General features: G+C 65.1%; 16 protein-coding genes. All 16 read left to right on the forward strand.

Features of this window, described 5'->3' with window-relative positions:
• Positions 1–5: 5 nt before the first annotated feature.
• The 16 genes from uppS (at position 6) to greA (ending at position 18,145) form a co-directional block, all read left to right on the forward strand.
• Positions 6–725 carry a polyprenyl diphosphate synthase gene (gene uppS, locus QF040_RS05040; RefSeq protein ID WP_013541736.1) on the forward strand — a complete coding sequence of 240 codons (720 nt, stop codon included), beginning with the start codon at positions 6–8 and terminating at the stop codon, positions 723–725.
• Positions 726–746: 21 nt separating this feature from the next.
• Entirely contained in the window at positions 747–1,592 is an 846-nt protein-coding gene (locus tag QF040_RS05045) for a phosphatidate cytidylyltransferase (protein ID WP_176657746.1), read from the forward strand.
• Positions 1,589–2,776: a 1-deoxy-D-xylulose-5-phosphate reductoisomerase gene (gene ispC, locus QF040_RS05050; RefSeq protein WP_429610095.1), complete on the forward strand. Its 1,188-nt coding sequence runs from the start codon at positions 1,589–1,591 to the stop codon at positions 2,774–2,776. Before QF040_RS05045 ends, ispC begins: the two co-directional genes overlap by 4 nt.
• A gap of 24 nt (positions 2,777–2,800) precedes the next feature.
• A complete protein-coding gene (rseP, locus tag QF040_RS05055) occupies positions 2,801–4,171 on the forward strand; it encodes an RIP metalloprotease RseP (protein WP_429610096.1) in 1,371 nt (456 codons plus the stop codon).
• 38 nt (positions 4,172–4,209) lie between these two features.
• The gene (gene bamA, locus QF040_RS05060; protein WP_429610097.1) at positions 4,210–6,672 is read left to right on the forward strand and encodes an outer membrane protein assembly factor BamA; all 2,463 of its coding nucleotides are present in this window, start codon (positions 4,210–4,212) and stop codon (positions 6,670–6,672) included.
• Complete coding sequence (locus QF040_RS05065; RefSeq protein ID WP_176657742.1) at positions 6,673–7,218, forward strand: OmpH family outer membrane protein; 546 nt, start codon at positions 6,673–6,675, stop codon at positions 7,216–7,218.
• Positions 7,219–7,232: 14 nt separating this feature from the next.
• The gene (gene lpxD / locus QF040_RS05070) at positions 7,233–8,210 is read left to right on the forward strand and encodes a UDP-3-O-(3-hydroxymyristoyl)glucosamine N-acyltransferase (protein WP_429610098.1); all 978 of its coding nucleotides are present in this window, start codon (positions 7,233–7,235) and stop codon (positions 8,208–8,210) included.
• A gap of 23 nt (positions 8,211–8,233) precedes the next feature.
• Positions 8,234–8,683 (forward strand): 3-hydroxyacyl-ACP dehydratase FabZ, encoded by a 450-nt coding sequence (fabZ, locus tag QF040_RS05075; RefSeq protein ID WP_013541729.1) that lies wholly within the window; start codon positions 8,234–8,236, stop codon positions 8,681–8,683.
• Between the two features lie 25 nt (positions 8,684–8,708).
• The gene (lpxA, locus tag QF040_RS05080) at positions 8,709–9,497 is read left to right on the forward strand and encodes an acyl-ACP--UDP-N-acetylglucosamine O-acyltransferase (protein WP_429610099.1); all 789 of its coding nucleotides are present in this window, start codon (positions 8,709–8,711) and stop codon (positions 9,495–9,497) included.
• Positions 9,498–9,507: 10 nt separating this feature from the next.
• On the forward strand, positions 9,508–10,656 hold the full coding sequence (lpxB, locus tag QF040_RS05085) for a lipid-A-disaccharide synthase (protein ID WP_429610100.1): 1,149 nt from the start codon (positions 9,508–9,510) through the stop codon (positions 10,654–10,656).
• The gene (rnhB, locus tag QF040_RS05090) at positions 10,628–11,344 is read left to right on the forward strand and encodes a ribonuclease HII (protein ID WP_429610101.1); all 717 of its coding nucleotides are present in this window, start codon (positions 10,628–10,630) and stop codon (positions 11,342–11,344) included. The genes lpxB and rnhB overlap by 29 nt, the downstream gene beginning before the upstream one ends.
• A gap of 7 nt (positions 11,345–11,351) precedes the next feature.
• Positions 11,352–12,137: a TrmH family RNA methyltransferase gene (locus tag QF040_RS05095; RefSeq protein WP_429610102.1), complete on the forward strand. Its 786-nt coding sequence runs from the start codon at positions 11,352–11,354 to the stop codon at positions 12,135–12,137.
• A 139-nt stretch (positions 12,138–12,276) separates the two neighbouring features.
• Positions 12,277–13,485 carry a glutamine-hydrolyzing carbamoyl-phosphate synthase small subunit gene (gene carA / locus QF040_RS05100; RefSeq protein WP_306876681.1) on the forward strand — a complete coding sequence of 403 codons (1,209 nt, stop codon included), beginning with the start codon at positions 12,277–12,279 and terminating at the stop codon, positions 13,483–13,485.
• Positions 13,478–16,726, forward strand: a complete 3,249-nt coding sequence (carB, locus tag QF040_RS05105; RefSeq protein WP_429610103.1) for a carbamoyl-phosphate synthase large subunit — start codon at positions 13,478–13,480, stop codon at positions 16,724–16,726. Before carA ends, carB begins: the two co-directional genes overlap by 8 nt.
• Before the next feature lie 8 nt (positions 16,727–16,734).
• Positions 16,735–17,604: a Kdo hydroxylase family protein gene (locus QF040_RS05110; RefSeq protein WP_429610104.1), complete on the forward strand. Its 870-nt coding sequence runs from the start codon at positions 16,735–16,737 to the stop codon at positions 17,602–17,604.
• Between the two features lie 64 nt (positions 17,605–17,668).
• Entirely contained in the window at positions 17,669–18,145 is a 477-nt protein-coding gene (gene greA, locus QF040_RS05115) for a transcription elongation factor GreA (RefSeq protein WP_013541721.1), read from the forward strand.
• Positions 18,146–18,149 lie beyond the last annotated feature (4 nt).

An 18,149-nucleotide genomic window follows, 5' to 3' on the forward strand; every position in this document is an offset into this window, starting at 1 on the left:
CCGCCATGGCCTCTTCGCCGCCGCCCATTCCCCACCACGTTGCCGTCGTCATGGATGGCAACGGTCGTTGGGCGACAAAGCGATTTTTGCCCCGCGTGGCGGGACACAAGCAGGGCGTCGAATCGCTGCGTCGCTGCGTCAAGGCTTGCGCCGACCGCGGCGTGGGTGTTCTTACCGTGTTCGCGTTCTCCTCGGAGAACTGGAATCGTCCCCCCGACGAGGTCTCCGGCCTGATGTCGCTGATGGTGGGCGCGCTGGCGCGCGAGGTGCCGCGCCTGAGCCGCGACGGCGTTCGGCTGCATTTCGTCGGCGAACGCGGCGGTCTGTCCGCCAAGTTGGTGGCCGGGTTGGTCAGTGCCGAAGAGGCGACCGCGCACAACACGCGGCTCGTGCTCAATATCTGCTTCAACTACGGTGGGCGCTGGGACATCGCCCAGGCCGCGGCCAAGCTTGCCGAGCAGGGTCTTCCGATGACCGAGATGAACATGGACCGCGCCATGGCGCTGGCCCATGTGCCTGACCCCGACTTGTTCATCCGCACCGGCGGCGAGCAGCGGTTGTCGAATTTCCTGCTCTGGCAAAGTGCATACGCCGAGCTCTTCTTCAGCGACAAGCTCTGGCCCGAATTCGACGAGGCCGCGCTGGACGAGGCCATCGCCGCGTTCCAGGGTCGCGAGCGCCGCTTCGGCCAAACCTCGGCACAGGTCTCGACGGCTGCGGCCTGAGAAGGCCTCACAACCTCCCGCATGCTCAAACAACGCATCCTCACGGCGATCGTGCTGCTCGCGATCCTGCTGCCGGCGCTGTTCTACCGAAACTACATTCCATTTGCCTGCGTGATGCTCGTGTTGATTGGTGCGGCCGCGTGGGAGTGGGGGCGCCTGAACGGCTACGGCCAGGGCATGTCGCTGTTCCTCGGTGCCGAGATGGTCGCGCTCTGCGGGCTCTCGTGGTGGCTGGGCCTGCTCGAACAACCGCTGGTCCTGATGTGGATGCTGGCCAGCGCAGCCTGGGTGCTCGGTGGCGCCGCGCTGCTGCGCGTGGCGGTGCCGGGCTGGCCCCGCATTCCGCGCGGGTTGCGCCTGGTCGGCGGGCTGCTGGCACTCTGGGTAGCGTGGCTCGCCGCTGTGCAGGCGCGCATGGTCGGCATCAACTTCCTGCTGTCGATCCTCGTGCTGGTCTGGGTGGCGGACGTGTTCGCCTATTTTGCGGGCCGCGCCTTCGGCCTGAAGTTCACCCGCGGCAAGCTGGCTCCGGCGATCAGCCCTGGCAAGAGCTGGGAAGGCGTGTGGGGCGGAATGATCGGCGTCCTTGTGCTCGCCGTTGCCTGGGTCTTCGCCGACAAGGCCCTGGGCGCCACGGTGCCGAGCCTTTACACCCGCCTGAACGAGCGCGGCTGGTGGCTGCTCCTGATCGGCGCGGTGTTCCTCGCCGCGATGAGCGTCGTGGGCGACCTGGTCGAATCGCTGATCAAGCGAAGCGCCGGCGCCAAGGACAGCAGCCGCCTGCTCCCCGGCCATGGCGGCGTGCTCGACCGTGTGGATGCCCTCTTGCCCGCACTTCCCATTGCCATGATGCTGGCCTTCCTGTGAACATTCCCAAGCAACGCGTCACAGTGCTGGGGTCGACCGGGTCGGTCGGCGTGAGCACGCTCGACGTCATTGCACGGCACCCCGAGCGCTTCGAAGTCTTCGCGCTGTCCGCGGCCACCAAGGTCGACGAGATGCTGGCGCAGTGCGCGCAGTTCTCGCCCCGGTTCGCCGTGATGGCGAGCGCGCCGCATGCGGCGTTGCTGGCCGAGAAGCTCAAGCAAAACAGCCTGAACACCCATGTATTGACGGGCGATGATGCTATTGAAAAGATAGCGTCGCACGAAGAGGTAGACGCCGTCATGGCCGCCATCGTTGGCGCCGCCGGGCTCGGCCCTTGCCTGGCCGCCGCGCGCGCCGGCAAGCGCCTGCTGCTTGCCAACAAGGAGGCCCTGGTCGTCGGCGGCGAACTGTTCATGCGCACGGTGCGCGAGGGCGGCGCGACGCTGCTGCCGATCGACAGCGAGCACTCGGCCATCTTCCAGTCGCTGCCCGAGGATCCGTCCACTTGGGCGCGGCGCATCGACAAGATCATCCTGACCGCTTCGGGCGGCCCGTTCCGCACCCGCGCGCCCGAGACCCTGGGCAGCGTCACGCCCGAGCAGGCCTGCGCCCATCCCAACTGGGTCATGGGCCGCAAGATCTCGGTCGATTCAGCCACGATGATGAACAAGGCGCTCGAGGTGATCGAGGCGCGCCACCTGTTCGGTGTGTTGCCCGAGCAGATCGAGGTTGTCATCCATCCGCAGAGCGTGGTGCATTCGATGGTGCAGTTCTCCGATGCTTCGGTCATCGCCCAACTCGGCACGCCCGACATGCGGGTGCCGATCGCGGTCGGCCTGGCCTGGCCCGAGCGCATCGAGAGCGGGGCGGCACGGCTCGATTTCCGCCAGATGGCGTCGCTCACCTTCGATGCGCCTGACGCGGCACTCTTCCCCGGCCTGGGTCTTGCATGGCACGCATTGCGCGCGGCGCCCGGAACGACGGCGGTGCTCAATGCGGCCAACGAGGTCGCCGTCGAGGCCTTTTTGGACCGGCGCCTGCGTTTCGATCGCATTCATGCGGTCAACATGGAAACTTTGGAAGCTGTTGTCCCCTCCAAGCCGGCGTCGCTGGCCGATCTGCTGGCGCTCGATGCCAGCGCCCGTGCTGCGGCCAATGCCGCAGCGCTGCGTTTCGCAGCCTGACCTCCCCCATTCGTTGAGGATCCGATGCTCACTGTCATAGCCTTCGTGGTTGCACTCGGCGTCCTGATCGCGGTGCACGAATACGGCCATTACCGCGTGGCTGTCGCCTGCGGTGTCAAGGTGGAGCGCTTCTCGATCGGATTCGGCAAGACACTGTTCCGCTGGCAGCCCAAGCGCCAGCACCCGGGGCAGCAGACCGAATTCGTCATCGCCGCCTTTCCGTTGGGCGGCTACGTCAAGATGCTCGACGAGCGCGAGGGCCCCGTGGCGCCCGAGGAGCGGCATCGGGCCTTCAACACCCAGCCCCTGCGTTCGCGCGCGGCCATCGTGGCGGCCGGTCCCATCGCCAACCTGTTGCTGGCGATCGCGCTTTACACGGCCGTCAATTGGATCGGCGTGGAAGAGCCGGTTGCCAAGCTGGCGCGGCCGGTGGCGGCTTCGCTGGCGGAGGCCGCGGGCCTGCGTGGCGGGGAGCACATCACGCGTGCCGGCTTCGACGGCGATCTGACGCCCGTCCAGTCCTTCGAGGATCTGCGCTGGCGCATGACGCAGGGCGCGCTCGACGCCCGGGACCTCACGCTCGAAGTGTCCGGCGAAGACGGCAAGCCCGAACGCCAATTGGTGCTGTCACTGAGCCGGATGGAGGCCAAGGATGCCGATCTGCAGATGTTCCGCAAGATCGGCGTGCTCGCCCCCCTGACCCGGCCGGAGATCGGCGACGTGATGGCCGGTGGCGCCGGCGAGCAGTCGGGTCTGCGCAAGGGCGATCTGGTGCGCGCCATCGGCGATACGCCGATCTACGACGGGCAGCAGCTGCGCGAGGTGATCCGTGCTTCGGTCGACGGCGACCAGCCGCGCACCCAGGCCTGGGAGATTCAACGCGGTGGCCAGTCGCTCACGCTCGAGGTGAAGCCCGAGGTGCGCGAGGAGGGCGCCGTCAAGGTTGGCCGTGTCGGCGCCTACGTGGGTGCGCCGCCCGAGATGGTCACGGTGCGCCAGGGCCCGATTGACGGCGTCTGGCGCGGCGTGGTGCGCACCTGGGAGATGTCCGCATTGACGGTGCGCATGATGGCCAAGATGGTGACCGGCCAGGCATCGCTGAAGAACCTGAGCGGTCCGCTGACCATTGCCGACTATGCGGGCAAGTCCGCGAGCCTCGGCCTGACCCAGTACCTGATCTTCCTCGCGGTCATCAGCGTGAGCCTGGGCGTGCTCAATCTCATGCCGCTGCCAGTCCTCGATGGAGGACACCTGATGTATTATCTTTGGGAGGGCCTGACTGGCAAAAGCGTCTCTGACGCCTGGATGGAACGGCTTCAGCGCGGCGGTGTCGCCTTGCTGCTGGTCATGATGTCGGTCGCACTCTTCAACGACGTCACGCGGCTCTTTGGTTAACTTTCTGCCGGCCCTTTCCGTGCCGGCTCAATTCACAGATGAACAAAAACTCCAATCGCTTTCGCCTGCGTAGCGTTGTCGCGGTAGTTGCCAGTGCGCTTGCAGCCACGGCAGCCTGGGCCGTCGAGCCTTTCACGGTGCGCGACATTCGCGTAGAAGGCCTGCAACGCGTCGAGGCCGGCACGATCTTCGCGTCGTTGCCGTTGCGCGTGGGCGATACCTACAGTGACGAACGCGGTTCGGCCGCCATTCGTGCGCTGTTCGACCTGGGGTTGTTCAAGGACGTGCGCATCGACGTCAACGGCAACGTGCTGGTGGTGATCGTCGAAGAGCGCCCGACCATTGCGGACGTCGACTTCGTAGGGACCAAGGAATTCGACAAGGCGGCGCTGCAGAAAGCACTGCGCGAAATCGGCCTGACCGATGGCCGTCCCTACGACAAGGCGCTGGCCGATCGCGCGGAGCAGGAGCTCAAGCGCCAGTACGTGAGCCGCAGCCTCTACAACGCGCAGGTCGTGACCACCGTCACGCCCATCGAGCGCAATCGCGTCAACCTGACGTTCACCGTCACCGAAGGCGATTCCGCACGCATCCGCGAAGTCCACATCGTCGGCAGCAAGGCCTTCAGCGAATCGACGCTGCTGAGCCTCTTCGACCAGGACAGCGGCGGCTTCATGAGTTGGTACACCAAGTCCAACCAGTACTCGCGCGCCAAGCTCAACGCCGACCTCGAAACGCTTCGCTCGTACTACATCACGCGCGGCTACCTCGAGTTCCGCATCGATTCGACCCAGGTCGCCATCTCGCCGGACCGCAAGGACCTGACGGTCACGGTCAACATCACCGAGGGCGAAAAGTTCGTGGTGGCGGGCGTCAAGCTCAACGGCAACTACCTGGGCCGCGACGACGAGTTCAAATCGCTCATCACCATCAAGCCCGGCGAGCCCTACAACGGCGAACTGGTCACCGAAACCACCAAGGCTTTCAGCGACTATTTCGGCACCTTCGGCTACGCCTTCGCCCGTGTGCAGGCCGTCCCGGACATCGATCGCGTGAACAACCGCGTCACGCTCACGCTGCAGGCAGAGCCTTCGCGCCGTGTGTACGTGCGCCGCGTGTCCGTCGGCGGCAACAACAAGACCCGCGACGAAGTCATTCGCCGCGAGTTCCGCCAGTTCGAAGCCTCCTGGTACGACGGCGACAAGATCAAGGTATCGCGCGACCGTGTGGACCGCCTGGGCTTCTTCACCGAAGTGAACGTCGAGACCCAAGAGGTGCCGGGTTCGCCCGATCAGGTGGACCTGACCGTCAACGTGGCCGAAAAGCCCACCGGCAGCCTGCAGCTCGGCGCCGGTTATTCGAGCGCCGAGAAGGTTGCGCTGACCTTCGGCATCTCGCAGGAAAACGTGTTCGGCTCGGGCAATTTCCTGGGTGTGCAGGTCAACACCAGCAAGTACAACCGCACGCTGTCGCTGACCACCACAGATCCGTACTTCACGAAGGACGGCATCTCACGCACGATCAGCGTCTATCACACGACGACGCGTCCGTACTCGGAGACCACCGACGGTGACTACAAGCTGGTCAACCAGGGGGCGTCCATCCGTTTTGGCGTGCCATTCAGCGAGCTTGACACCGTGTTTTTTGGCGTCGGACTTGAGCGGTACGCGTTCGATCCGAACTCGTCGACTTCGCTCTCGGGCCTCTATACGCCCAAGTCCTATCTGAGATATTTCCAGTGCCAGACGAACACCGAAGGGCCGTGGCCACCGGGCTTCATCGTGACTGGATGCGACCAGAAGAGCGTCTGGGGCGTGCCGCTCACCGTCGGCTGGGGTCGTGATAGCCGCGATAGCGCGCTCGTTCCGACCACCGGCCGTCTGCAGCGTGCCAACCTCGAGCTTGGCGTCGGCGGCGACATGCAATACATCAAGACGAACTACCAATACCAGCAGTTCTTCGCGATCAACAAGCAATACACCTTCGCGATCAACGCCGACGTGGGCTATGCGAAGGCTCTGGGCGGCAAGACCTTCCCTATCTTCAAGAACTTCTATGCGGGCGGCCTGGGTTCGGTCCGCGGTTTTGAACAGAATTCACTGGGTCCGCGCGATGTGCCGCTGCTCGGTCAGACCGATGGCGCTCCACTGGGCGGCACCAAGAAGGCGGTCTTCAACGCCGAACTCAGCACGCCGTTCCCGGGTGCCGGCAACGACCGCACCTTGCGTCTCTACAGTTTCTTCGACGTGGGCAATGTGTTCGGTTCGCGCGCGCCCGGCTTGTCCGACGAGCAATGGAAAGCACAGAAGAAGGTGCGTGCCTCCGTCGGCTTCGGCATCAGCTGGATCTCGCCGCTGGGACCACTGCGCCTCGCCTACGCCTTCCCCATCAAGTCGCAGAAGGAAGTGTTGGGGCCGGATCCGGTGACGGGATTGCAAACCGTCTTGATCCCGAAGGATAGAATTCAGCGCTTGCAATTCCAGATCGGAACGTCTTTCTAAATGAAGCATTTGATTCGCGCCGCAGCTGGTGCGTTGTTGATTCCCGCTTTCGCGATCGTCGCTGCGCCTGCACAGGCGCAGGAAACCTTTCGCATCGGCTTCGTGAATCCGGACCGCGTGCTGCGCGAAGCGCAGCCAGCCAAGGCGGCTCAAGCGAAGCTCGAAGCCGAGTTTCTCAAGCGCGAAAAGGATCTCACTTCGCAGGGCGATGCACTGAAGACCGCGTCGGAAAAATTCGAACGCGAAGCGCCGACTCTTTCCGAGAGCCAGCGCGCCTCTCGCCAGAAGGCGCTGATCGATCAAGACCGCGACTTCCAGCGCCGTCGCCGCGAATTCCAGGAAGACTTGAATGCGCGCAAGAACGAAGAGCTCCAGCAGGTCTACGAGCGCGCCAATCGCGTCGTGAAGCAGGTGGCCGAAGCTGAAAAGTACGACGCCATCCTGCAGGAAGCTATCTACATCAATCCGAAGCACGACATCACCGACAAGGTGATCAAGGCGCTGAACGCGTCGGTCGGCTCCACAGCGCCCGCGGCCGGCAAGTAACGCCGCGAACCGGCGTGTCGCTGCAGCTCGGAGCCATCGTTGACGCCCTTGGGGGCGAGCTTCATGGAGATGCCACGCTGTCCATCGAACGGCTTTCGCCGCTTCAGAATGCACAGCCCGATGCGCTCAGCTTCCTGAGCCATCCCAAGTACCAGCAAGAACTCGCAGCCTCGAAAGCCGCGTGCGTGATCGTGTCGCCTGCCATGCAGGAGGCGGCTGCCGCGCGTGGGGCGTTCATCGTCACGCCCGATCCGTATCTCTACTTTGCGCGCCTGACGCAACTCTGGAAGTCGCGCCATGCGCGCCCGGAGGCCGACCTCATCCACCCGTCCGCCGTGATCCACCCGGAAGCCCATATCGACGCCACGGCGTGCATTGGCGCGCTCAGCGTGGTGGAGCGGGGCGCGCGCATCGGCGCGGGCACCGTGCTGAAGTCGCGCGTGACGGTCAGCGAAGACTGCATGATCGGTGATCGCTGCCTGCTGCACCCGGGCGTGGTGATCGGTGCCGATGGCTTCGGCCTCGCGCTGCACCAGGGTGCCTGGGTCAAGATCGAGCAACTGGGCGCGGTGCGCATCGGCAACGACGTGGAGATCGGCGCCAACACCTGCATCGACCGCGGCGCGCTCGACGACACCGTCATCGAGGACGGCGTGAAGCTCGACAACCTGATCCAGATCGGCCACAACGTGCGTGTCGGCAAGAACACCGCCATGGCGGGCTGCGTCGGCGTGGCCGGCAGCGCGACCATCGGCGCGAACTGCACCTTTGGCGGCGGCGCCATCGTGCTGGGGCACCTGACGGTGGCCGACGGCGTGCATGTGTCCGCCGCGACCGTGGTGACACGATCCATTCACAAGGCCGGCCAATACACCGGCATGTTTCCCATCGATGACAATGCGAGCTGGGAAAAAAATGCGGCAACGCTCAAGCAGTTGCACAGCCTGCGCGAACGACTGAAGGCGCTGGAGAAAGCCCTCCCGAAAAAATGACGACGATGCAGGAACAGAAAATCATGACGACGACGCTCGATATCCATCAAATCCTCAAGCTGCTCCCCCACCGCTACCCGTTCCTGCTGGTGGACCGCGTGCTGGACATGGAAAAGGGCAAGCGCATCACGGCGCTCAAGAACGTGACGATGAACGAGCCATTCTTCAATGGCCACTTCCCGCACCGCCCGGTGATGCCCGGTGTGCTGATGCTCGAAGCCATGGCGCAGGCCGCGGCCCTGCTGTCGTTCCACTCGCTCGACATCGTGCCGGACGACAACACCGTCTACTACTTTGCAGCCATCGACGGCGCGCGCTTCAAGCGCCCCGTGGAGCCGGGCGACCAGCTCACGCTCGAAGTCGAGATCGAACGCATGAAGGCCGGCATCTCCAAGTTCAAGGGCCGCGCGCTGGTGGGCAGCGAGCTTGCCTGCGAAGCCACGCTGATGTGCGCCATGCGCCAGATCAGCTGACCTCGGCTTTCGTCATCAGCAAGGCATGACCCAGGTTCATTCGACAGCGCTCGTCGACCCCCAGGCACAACTCGACGCCTCGGTGTCGGTCGGGCCTTACGCCGTCATCGGCCCGCACGTGCAGATCGGGGCGGGCACCACCATCGGCGCGCATTGCGTGATCGAGGGGCGCACGACCATTGGGCGCGACAACCGGATCTTCCAGTTCTCCTCGCTCGGCGCGATCCCGCAGGACAAGAAATACGCCGGCGAGCCGACCAGGCTCGTCATCGGCGACCGGAACGTCATTCGCGAGTTCTGCACCTTCAACCTCGGCGTGCCGGGGGCAGGGGGCGTGACCAGCGTGGGCAACGACAACTGGATCATGGCGTACACGCACATTGCGCACGACTGCCATGTCGACAACCACACCACGCTGGCCAACCAGACGACGCTGGCAGGCCACGTGCACCTGGCCGATTGGGTGACGATCGGCGGGCTTACCGGCATCCACCAGTTCGTCTCGATCGGCGCGCATGCCATGGTCGGCTTCGCGAGCGCGGTATCTCAGGACGTCCCGCCCTTCATGCTGGTCGACGGCAATCCGCTGGCGGTCCGCGGCTTCAATGTCGTGGGCCTGCGCCGGCGCGATTTTTCGGCGCAGCGACTCGCTGCGGTCAAGCAGATGCACAAGCTTCTGTATCGCCAGGGCAAGACGCTCGAAGAGGCGCGCGCAGGCATCGCCGCGCTGACTGCCGAAATGCCCGAGGCAGTGGGCGACATCGCCTTGATGGAGTCCTTCCTCGCCAGTTCCACGCGCGGCATTGCGCGCTGATGTGACGGCGATGCAGTCAACCGAACAGCGACGCTTCGCGCTGGTCGCGGGCGAAGCGTCCGGCGACCTGCTCGCCGGGCTTCTCCTGGACGGCCTGCAGGCCCGCTGGCCCGGCCTCCAGACCGCCGGCATCGGCGGCCCTCGCATGCTCGCGCACGGGTTCCAGAGCTGGTGGCCGCAGGAAAAGCTCGCGGTGCGCGGCTACATCGAAGTGCTGCGGCACTATGCGGAAATCGCCGGCATCCGGCGCCAGCTGAAGGCCCGGCTGCTGCAGGAGCGCCCCGAGCTCTTCATCGGCGTCGATGCGCCAGATTTCAATCTCGATCTCGAAGCAGGGCTCCGCAGCCAGGGCATCAAGACGGTTCACTTCGTTTGCCCGTCGATCTGGGCGTGGCGACCGAAGCGCATCGAGAAGATCCGTGCGGCCGCCGACCATGTGCTGTGCATCTTCCCGTTCGAGCCCGAGTTGCTCGAGAAGCAGGGCGTTGCCGCGAGCTACGTGGGCCACCCGATTGCCAATGTGATCCCCATGATGCCCGACCGCGCCGCAGCGCGCGCCGCGCTGGGACTGGCGCCCGATGCGCAGGTCGTCGCCTTGCTGCCAGGCAGCCGCCGCTCCGAGATCCGCTACCTGGCCGGGCGATTCTTCGCCGCCGCCGCGCTGATGCAGAAGGCTCGGCCCGAACTCCAGTTCGTGGCGCCCATCATCCCGAGCCTGCGCGCAGAGGTCGACGCCTTGCTCCAGGACAGCGGCATGGCGGGTCGGGTGAAGTTGCTCGACGGCCAGTCGCACGCCGCGCTGGCGGCCTGTGACGTCACGCTGATCGCTAGCGGCACCGCCACGCTCGAGGCGGCGCTCTTCAAGCGGCCAATGGTTATCGCGTACAACATGAATGGGCTCTCGTGGCGCCTCATGCAAAAAAAGCAGTTGCAGCCCTGGGTTGGCCTGCCCAATATCCTGTGCCGCGAATTCGTGGTGCCCGAATTGCTGCAGGAAACCGCCACGCCCGAGGCGCTGGCCCAGGCCACGCTGGCCTGGCTCGATGCGCCTGAAAAGACACAGGTCCTGCAACAAAGATTTTCCGAGCTGCACGTGCAATTGCAGCGCGATACGCCGACACTTTGCGCCGATGCGATCCAGAAAGTTCTTGAAGGCTGAGCAGGCCCGCCTGGTGTGGGATGCGCCGGGCCTGCTCGCGGGCGTCGACGAGGCCGGCCGCGGCCCGCTGGCGGGTCCCGTGGTGGCTGCGGCGGTGATCCTCGACGACACGCGGCCGATCCGTGGCCTTGCCGATTCCAAGACCCTCACCGCCCTGCAGCGCGAACGCCTGCACGACCAGATTCTGGCCAAGGCCCTGTGCTGTTCCATCGCGCAGGCGAGCGTCGAGGAAATCGACACCCACAACATCCTGCAGGCCACGATGATCGCCATGCGCCGCGCCGTCGAAGGCCTGCGGCTGAAGCCCGCCAAGGTGCTGGTCGATGGCAACCGGCTGCCGACGCTGGATGTGCTGGCCGAAGCCGTGGTCAAGGGCGATGCGCTGGTCAAGGCGATTTCGGCCGCGTCCATCCTGGCGAAGGTCCATCGCGACCGGCTGTGCGAGCAGCTGCATACCGAATTCCCGCACTACGGTTTTGCCGGCCACAAGGGTTATGGCACGCCCGAGCACCTTGAGGCGCTGCAGAAACACGGTGCCTGCGTGCATCACCGCAGGTCGTTCAGTCCGGTGGCCGCGGCGCTGACGCGGACGGCAGCTGGTGCCCTGGTCATCGAAACGGAAGCGGCGATGCCCATGGTGATCACGACGACCGAGACCGTGCACCTCGACCTGCGCACCGCGCCCTGAGCCGCCGATGACCACCGACGCCGGCGCGAGCCACATCAGCTCGCGCGACAACGCGCTGCTCAAGGACCTGCGCAAACTCGGCCAGGACCCGGGTGCCTATCGCAAGCTGGGGCGTATCTGGCTCGAGGGCGATCACCTTTGCCGGGCGGCGCTGGCGCGCGGCGTAAAGCCGGCGATCGCGGTGTTTTCGGAGTCTTTCTGGCCGACCGCCCCGGCTGAATGGGGTGCGAGTGCTATCAAAACCGTAGTCGTCGCCGATGATCTGCTCCGCGGCGTCAGCGGCCTGGAGTCGCCGGCGCCGATGGGCTTCGTGCTCGACCTGCCGGCGCGGCCGGAGTTGATCCCGGACGCCCCGAGCGTGGTGCTCGACCGCCTGCAGGACGCCGGCAACGCCGGGTCCATCCTGCGCAGCGCAGCCGCTTTCGGCTTCACCCAGGTGATCGCGCTCAAGGGAACGGCCGCACTGTGGGCGCCGAAGGTGCTGCGCGCCGGCATGGGCGCTCATTTCGGCCTGCGGCTGATCGAAGGCGTGGAGGCCGATGCGCTCGACGCTTTGAAGATCCCGCTTGTCGCCACCAGTTCGCACCGTGGCGAATGGCTTCACCAGGCCCGCCTGCCGTACCCCTGCGTCTGGCTGATGGGCCACGAAGGGCAGGGCGTTTCCGCCGCATTGGAAGCCCGCGCGACGCACCATATCCGTATCGCCCAGCCCGGCGGTGAAGAGTCGCTGAATGTGGCGGCAGCCGCCGCCATCTGCCTGCATGCAAGCGGAGCAGCCCTCCAGGCCAGATAGGCCTCCAGTCCGGGCTACAATCGGGGGCTTACTCGCAATAGCGTCGCCCGGCCGCCTTTAACGCCAAAATCCCCTTAAGCAGCAGTCCGCAGGCAACGCGCCTGGGGCTCCGGGCGACCGTAACCATCCGGAGAACCCAGTGCTTTTGTCTCTCAAGGGAAATTTCCCGCCCGCCATCCTGGCGCTCGCAGACGGCACGGTCTTTCAAGGCAATTCGATCGGAGCCGCCGGCTCCACGACCGGTGAAGTGGTGTTCAACACTGCCATGACCGGTTACCAGGAAATCCTCACCGACCCGAGCTACTGCCAGCAGATCGTCACCCTGACGTATCCGCACATCGGCAACTACGGCGTCAACGGGGAAGACATCGAAGCCGACAAGATCCATGCCGCGGGCCTGATCATCAAGGACCTGCCCCTCGTCGCCTCCAACTTCCGCCAGACCGCCACGCTGAGCGAATACCTCGTGGCCGGCAAGACGGTCGCCATCGCGAACATCGACACCCGCAAGCTCACGCGCCATCTGCGCACCCACGGCGCGCAGAACGGCTGCATCCTGGGCCTGGCCGAAGGCGAAGCGGTGACGCAGGCGCTGATCGACAAGGCCATCGCCGCCGCCAAGGCCGCGCCGAGCATGGCGGGCCTGGACCTTGCCAAGGTGGTGTCGGTCACCGAAACCTACGAATGGACCGAGACCGAGTGGAAGCTCGTGAACCTGAACGGCAAGCCGGGCTATGGCGTGCAGATCACGCCCAAGTTCCACGTTGTCGCCTTCGACTACGGCGTCAAGAAGAACATCCTGCGCATGATCGCGCAGCGCGGCGCGCGCATCACGGTGGTGCCGGCGCAGACGCCCGCAGCCGACGTGCTCAAGCTCAAGCCCGACGGCATCTTCCTGGCCAACGGCCCTGGCGACCCGGAGCCTTGCGACTACGCCATCAGCGCCGTCAAGGAACTGATCGAGACCGGCATCCCCACCTTCGGCATCTGCCTGGGTCACCAGATCATGGCGCTCGCCTCGGGCGCCAAGACCTTCAAGATGAAGTTCGGCCACCACGGCGCGAACCATCCGGTGAAGGACCTGGACAACGGCCGCGTGAGCATCACCAGCCAGAACCACGGCTTCGCGGTCGACGAGAAGTCGCTGCCGGCCAACCTGCGTCCCACCCACATCAGCCTGTTCGACAACACGCTGCAAGGGCTGGCCCGCACCGACAAGCCGGCGTTCTGCTTCCAGGGGCACCCGGAAGCCTCGCCCGGCCCGCACGACATCGGCTATTTGTTCGACCGCTTCACGGCACTCATGGAAAAGAACAAGACAGAAAAGACGGAGAGCAAGAATGCCTAAGCGCACAGACCTCAAATCGATCCTCATCATCGGCGCCGGCCCGATCATCATCGGCCAGGCCTGCGAGTTCGACTACTCCGGCGTGCAGGCCTGCAAGGCGCTGCGCGAAGAGGGCTACAAGGTCATCCTGATCAACAGCAACCCCGCGACGATCATGACCGACCCGGCCACGGCCGACGTCACCTACATCGAGCCCATCACCTGGCAGACGGTCGAGAAGATCATCGCCAAGGAACGCCCCGACGCGATCCTGCCGACCATGGGCGGCCAGACCGCGCTGAATTGCGCGCTCGACCTCTGGCGCAACGGCGTGCTCGACAAGTACACGGGCGCGGCCACCAACAAGCCGGTCGAGCTCATCGGCGCCACGCCTGAAGCCATCGACAAGGCCGAGGACCGCCTGAAGTTCAAGGACGCGATGACCAAGATCGGTCTCGGTTCGGCCCGCTCGGGCATCGCCCACACGATGGACGAAGCCTGGGCCGTGCAGAAGACGCTCGGCTTCCCGACCGTGATCCGCCCTAGCTTCACGCTGGGCGGCACCGGCGGCGGCATCGCCTACAACCCCGACGAATTCGAGACCATCTGCAAGCGCGGCATCGAAGCTTCGCCCACCAACGAGCTGCTGATCGAAGAATCGCTGCTCGGCTGGAAAGAGTACGAGATGGAAGTCGTGCGCGACAAGGCCGACAACTGCATCATCGTCTGCTCGATCGAAAACCTCGACCCCATGGGCGTGCACACCGGCGACTCGATCACTGTGGCCCCCGCGCAGACGCTGTCCGACAAGGAATACCAGATCCTGCGCAACGCCTCGCTGGCCGTGCTGCGCGAGATCGGCGTCGATACCGGTGGTTCGAACGTGCAGTTCTCGATCAACCCGAAGGACGGCCGCATGGTCGTCATCGAGATGAATCCGCGCGTCTCGCGCTCGTCGGCCTTGGCCTCCAAGGCCACGGGCTTCCCGATCGCCAAGGTCGCGGCCAAGCTGGCCGTGGGCTATACGCTCGACGAGCTGCGCAACGAGATCACCGGCGGCGCGACGCCCGCGTCGTTCGAACCCTCGATCGACTATGTGGTCACCAAGATTCCGCGTTTCGCGTTCGAGAAATTCCCGCAGGCCGACTCGCGTCTCACGACGCAGATGAAGTCGGTGGGCGAGGTGATGGCCATGGGCCGCACCTTCCAGGAATCGTTCCAGAAGGCCCTGCGCGGCCTCGAAGTGGGCGTCGACGGCCTGAACGAGAAGACGCAGGACCGCGAAGTGCTCGAGAAGGAACTGGGCGAGCCCGGCCCCGAGCGCATCTGGTACGTGGGCGACGCCTTCGCCATGGGCCTGAGCGTGGATGAAGTGTTCGCGCTGACCAAGATCGACCCGTGGTTCCTGGTGCAGATCGAGGAGATCGTGAAGATCGAACTCGAGTTGGAAACCAAGTCGCTGGACGACATCGACAAGGACACGCTGCTCGCGCTCAAGAAGAAGGGTTTCTCCGACCGCCGCCTCGCCAAGCAGCTCAAGACCACCGACACGGCCATCCGCGAGAAGCGCCGGGCGCTTGGCGTGCGTCCGGTCTACAAGCGCGTGGACACCTGCGCCGCCGAGTTCGCTACCAACACGGCCTACATGTACTCGACCTATGAAGACGAGTGCGAAGCCGACCCGACGGACAAGAAGAAGATCATGGTGCTCGGCGGCGGTCCCAACCGCATCGGCCAGGGCATCGAGTTCGACTACTGCTGCGTGCACGCCGCGCTCGCGATGCGCGAAGACGGCTACGAGACCATCATGGTCAACTGCAATCCCGAGACTGTGTCGACCGACTACGACACCTCCGATCGCCTGTACTTCGAGCCGCTGACGCTCGAAGACGTGCTGGAGATCGTCGACAAGGAAAAGCCGTTCGGCGTGATCGTGCAGTACGGCGGCCAGACGCCGTTGAAGCTCGCGCTCGACCTCGAAGCCAACGGCGTGCCGATCATCGGCACCTCGCCCGACATGATCGACGCAGCCGAAGACCGCGAGCGCTTTCAGAAGCTGCTGCACGAGCTGGGCCTGCGCCAGCCGCCGAACGCCACCGCGCGCACCGAACCTGAAGCGCTCGAAAAGGCTGCTGCCCTCGGTTATCCGCTGGTGGTGCGTCCGAGCTATGTGCTCGGTGGCCGCGCGATGGAAATCGTGCACGAGCAGCGCGACCTCGAGCGCTACATGCGTGAAGCCGTGAAGGTCAGCAACGACTCGCCGGTGCTGCTCGACCGCTTCCTGAACGACGCCGTGGAGTGCGATGTCGACTGCATCCGCGACGCCGAAGGCGGCACGCTGATCGGCGGCGTGATGGAGCACATCGAACAGGCCGGCGTGCACTCGGGCGACTCCGCCTGCTCGCTGCCGCCTTACAGCCTGAACGCCGACACCATCGCCGAACTGAAGCGCCAGAGCGCCGCGATGGCGAAGGCGCTGAACGTGGTCGGCCTCATGAACGTGCAGTTCGCGATCCAGCAGAAGGATGGCAAGGACGTCATCTACGTGCTCGAAGTGAACCCGCGTGCATCGCGCACCGTGCCTTACGTGAGCAAGGCCACCGGCATCCAGCTCGCCAAGGTGGCCGCACGCTGCATGGCCGGCCAGTCGCTCGCATCGCAGGGCGTGACCAAGGAAGTGACGCCGCCGTACTTCAGCGTGAAGGAAGCCGTGTTCCCGTTCGTCAAGTTCCCGGGCGTGGACACGATCCTCGGCCCGGAGATGAAGTCGACCGGCGAAGTGATGGGCGTGGGCAAGACCTTCGGCGAAGCCTTCGTGAAGTCGCAACTGGGCGCGGGCACGCACCTGCCGAAGTCGGGCAAGGTCTTCATCTCGGTGAAGAACAACGACAAGGCACGTGCCGTGGAAGTGGCGCGCGGCCTGGCGAAACTGGGCTTCGAACTGATCGCGACCAAGGGCACGGCCGCCGCCATCGCCGCTGCGGGCATTGAATGCGCGACGGTGAACAAGGTGACCGAGGGCCGCCCGCACATCGTGGACATGATCAAGAACAACGAGATTGCGCTGGTCATCAACACGGTGGAAGAACGCCGCAACGCGATCACCGATTCGCGGCAGATCCGCACCTCGGCGCTGCTGGCCCGCGTGACGACTTTCACCACGATCTTCGGCGCCGAAGCCGCGGTCGAGGGCATGGGCTTCATGGACGAGCTGGGCGTGATCTCGGTGCAGGAGATGCACGCGCAACTCGCCGCAGCCTGAGCGACCACATGGCAACGCAGCTCGTCGAACTCGGCCTGACCGACTGGAACGCAGCCACTCCCAATGAGGCGTGGATCGCGGAGCTGGAAGCAGGCAAGGTGCTGTACTTTCCGCGCCTGGGTTTCGAGTTGCTGCCCGAAGAGCGCAGCCTGCTGACGCCCAGCCTGTTGTCGCCCGACGTGCGCAACATCAGCCTCGACGCCAACGGCAAGCTCAAGGGCGCCGTCGGCGACGAGGCCGTGCAGCGCACTGCGGCGGCGATGGTGGGACGATTTCGCGCGCAGGCGCAGCAGCTTATTCATGGCCTGCTGCCGCACTACACGCCGGCGCTGCGCCTCGCGCCTACGAGCTACCGGCCGGCGCAGGTCGAGACGCGCGTGCAGTCGTGGCGTGCGGACGACCGTCGGCTGCACGTCGATGCGTTTCCGTCGCGGCCCAACTACGGCGAGCGCATCCTGCGCGTATTCACCAACGTGAACCCCGAAGGCGCGCCGCGCGTCTGGCGCGTGGGCGAGCCTTTCGAGGACATCGCCAGGCGTTTCCTGCCGCGGGCCAAGCCCTACGTACGCTGGCAGGCCAAGCTGTTGCAGGCGCTGCATGTGACCAAGTCGTTCCGCAGTGAATACGACCACCTGATGCTGCAATTGCACGACGGTATGAAGTCGGACATGGCGTACCAGGAAGCCTCTCCCCAGGAGAAGGCCGAGTTCCCGCCGGGTTCGGTGTGGGTGTGCTTTTCCGACCAGACCTCGCACGCTGTGATGGCGGGCCAGTACATGCTCGAGCAGACCCTTCATCTGGCCGCTTCGAAGCAATACAATCCCGCCTCGAGCCCGCTCGCCATCCTGAGCCGGCTGACCGGACGCAATCTCGTCTGATCTGTCCCCCCAATCGACCGCCGAACGGCATCGTTCGGCGGTTTCGCTTTATGGAGAACCAAACATGGCCACCATTCCAATCACCAAGCGCGGTGCCGAAAAGCTGCGCGCCGAGTTGCATCAACTGAAGACCGTTGAGCGTCCCTGGGTCATCAACGCGATTTCCGAAGCGCGCGCGCAGGGCGACCTGAGCGAGAACGCCGAATACGAAGTCGCCAAGGACCGCCAGGGCTTCATCGAAGGCCGCATCCAGGAGGTCGAGGGCAAGCTTTCGGCCGCGCAGATCATCGATCCGTCCGAGCTCGACGCCGGCGGCAAGGTGGTGTTCGGCTCGACCGTCGAACTTGAGGAAGAAGAGTCGGGTGAAGCCGTCAAGTACCAGATCGTGGGTGAGGACGAAGCCGACCTGAAGCTGGGCCTCATCAACATCTCCAGTCCGATCGCTCGCGCGCTGATCGGCAAGGAAGAGGGCGACACCGCCGAAGTGCAGGCCCCGGGCGGCCTGAAGCGCTACGAGATCGTGGCGGTTCGCTACCTCTGATCGT

The sequence above is a fragment of the Variovorax sp. W2I14 genome (genome assembly GCF_050435205.1).
In the GTDB taxonomy this organism is placed as follows: domain Bacteria; phylum Pseudomonadota; class Gammaproteobacteria; order Burkholderiales; family Burkholderiaceae_C; genus Variovorax; species Variovorax paradoxus_C.

Bases quoted from the DNA above. Each gene is read 5' to 3' on its own strand.
- uppS (WP_013541736.1), top strand. From the start codon at position 6: ATGGCCTCTTCGCCGCCGCCCATTCCCCACCACGTTGCCGTCGTCATG.
- QF040_RS05110 (WP_429610104.1), top strand. From the start codon at position 16,735: ATGGCAACGCAGCTCGTCGAACTCGGCCTGACCGACTGGAACGCAGCC.
- bamA (WP_429610097.1), top strand. From the start codon at position 4,210: ATGAACAAAAACTCCAATCGCTTTCGCCTGCGTAGCGTTGTCGCGGTA.
- greA (WP_013541721.1), top strand. From the start codon at position 17,669: ATGGCCACCATTCCAATCACCAAGCGCGGTGCCGAAAAGCTGCGCGCC.
- QF040_RS05095 (WP_429610102.1), top strand. From the start codon at position 11,352: ATGACCACCGACGCCGGCGCGAGCCACATCAGCTCGCGCGACAACGCG.
- fabZ (WP_013541729.1), top strand. From the start codon at position 8,234: ATGACGACGACGCTCGATATCCATCAAATCCTCAAGCTGCTCCCCCAC.
- lpxB (WP_429610100.1), top strand. From the start codon at position 9,508: ATGCAGTCAACCGAACAGCGACGCTTCGCGCTGGTCGCGGGCGAAGCG.
- lpxA (WP_429610099.1), top strand. From the start codon at position 8,709: ATGACCCAGGTTCATTCGACAGCGCTCGTCGACCCCCAGGCACAACTC.
- rseP (WP_429610096.1), top strand. From the start codon at position 2,801: ATGCTCACTGTCATAGCCTTCGTGGTTGCACTCGGCGTCCTGATCGCG.
- rnhB (WP_429610101.1), top strand. From the start codon at position 10,628: ATGCGATCCAGAAAGTTCTTGAAGGCTGAGCAGGCCCGCCTGGTGTGG.
- carB (WP_429610103.1), top strand. From the start codon at position 13,478: ATGCCTAAGCGCACAGACCTCAAATCGATCCTCATCATCGGCGCCGGC.
- QF040_RS05065 (WP_176657742.1), top strand. From the start codon at position 6,673: ATGAAGCATTTGATTCGCGCCGCAGCTGGTGCGTTGTTGATTCCCGCT.
- QF040_RS05045 (WP_176657746.1), top strand. From the start codon at position 747: ATGCTCAAACAACGCATCCTCACGGCGATCGTGCTGCTCGCGATCCTG.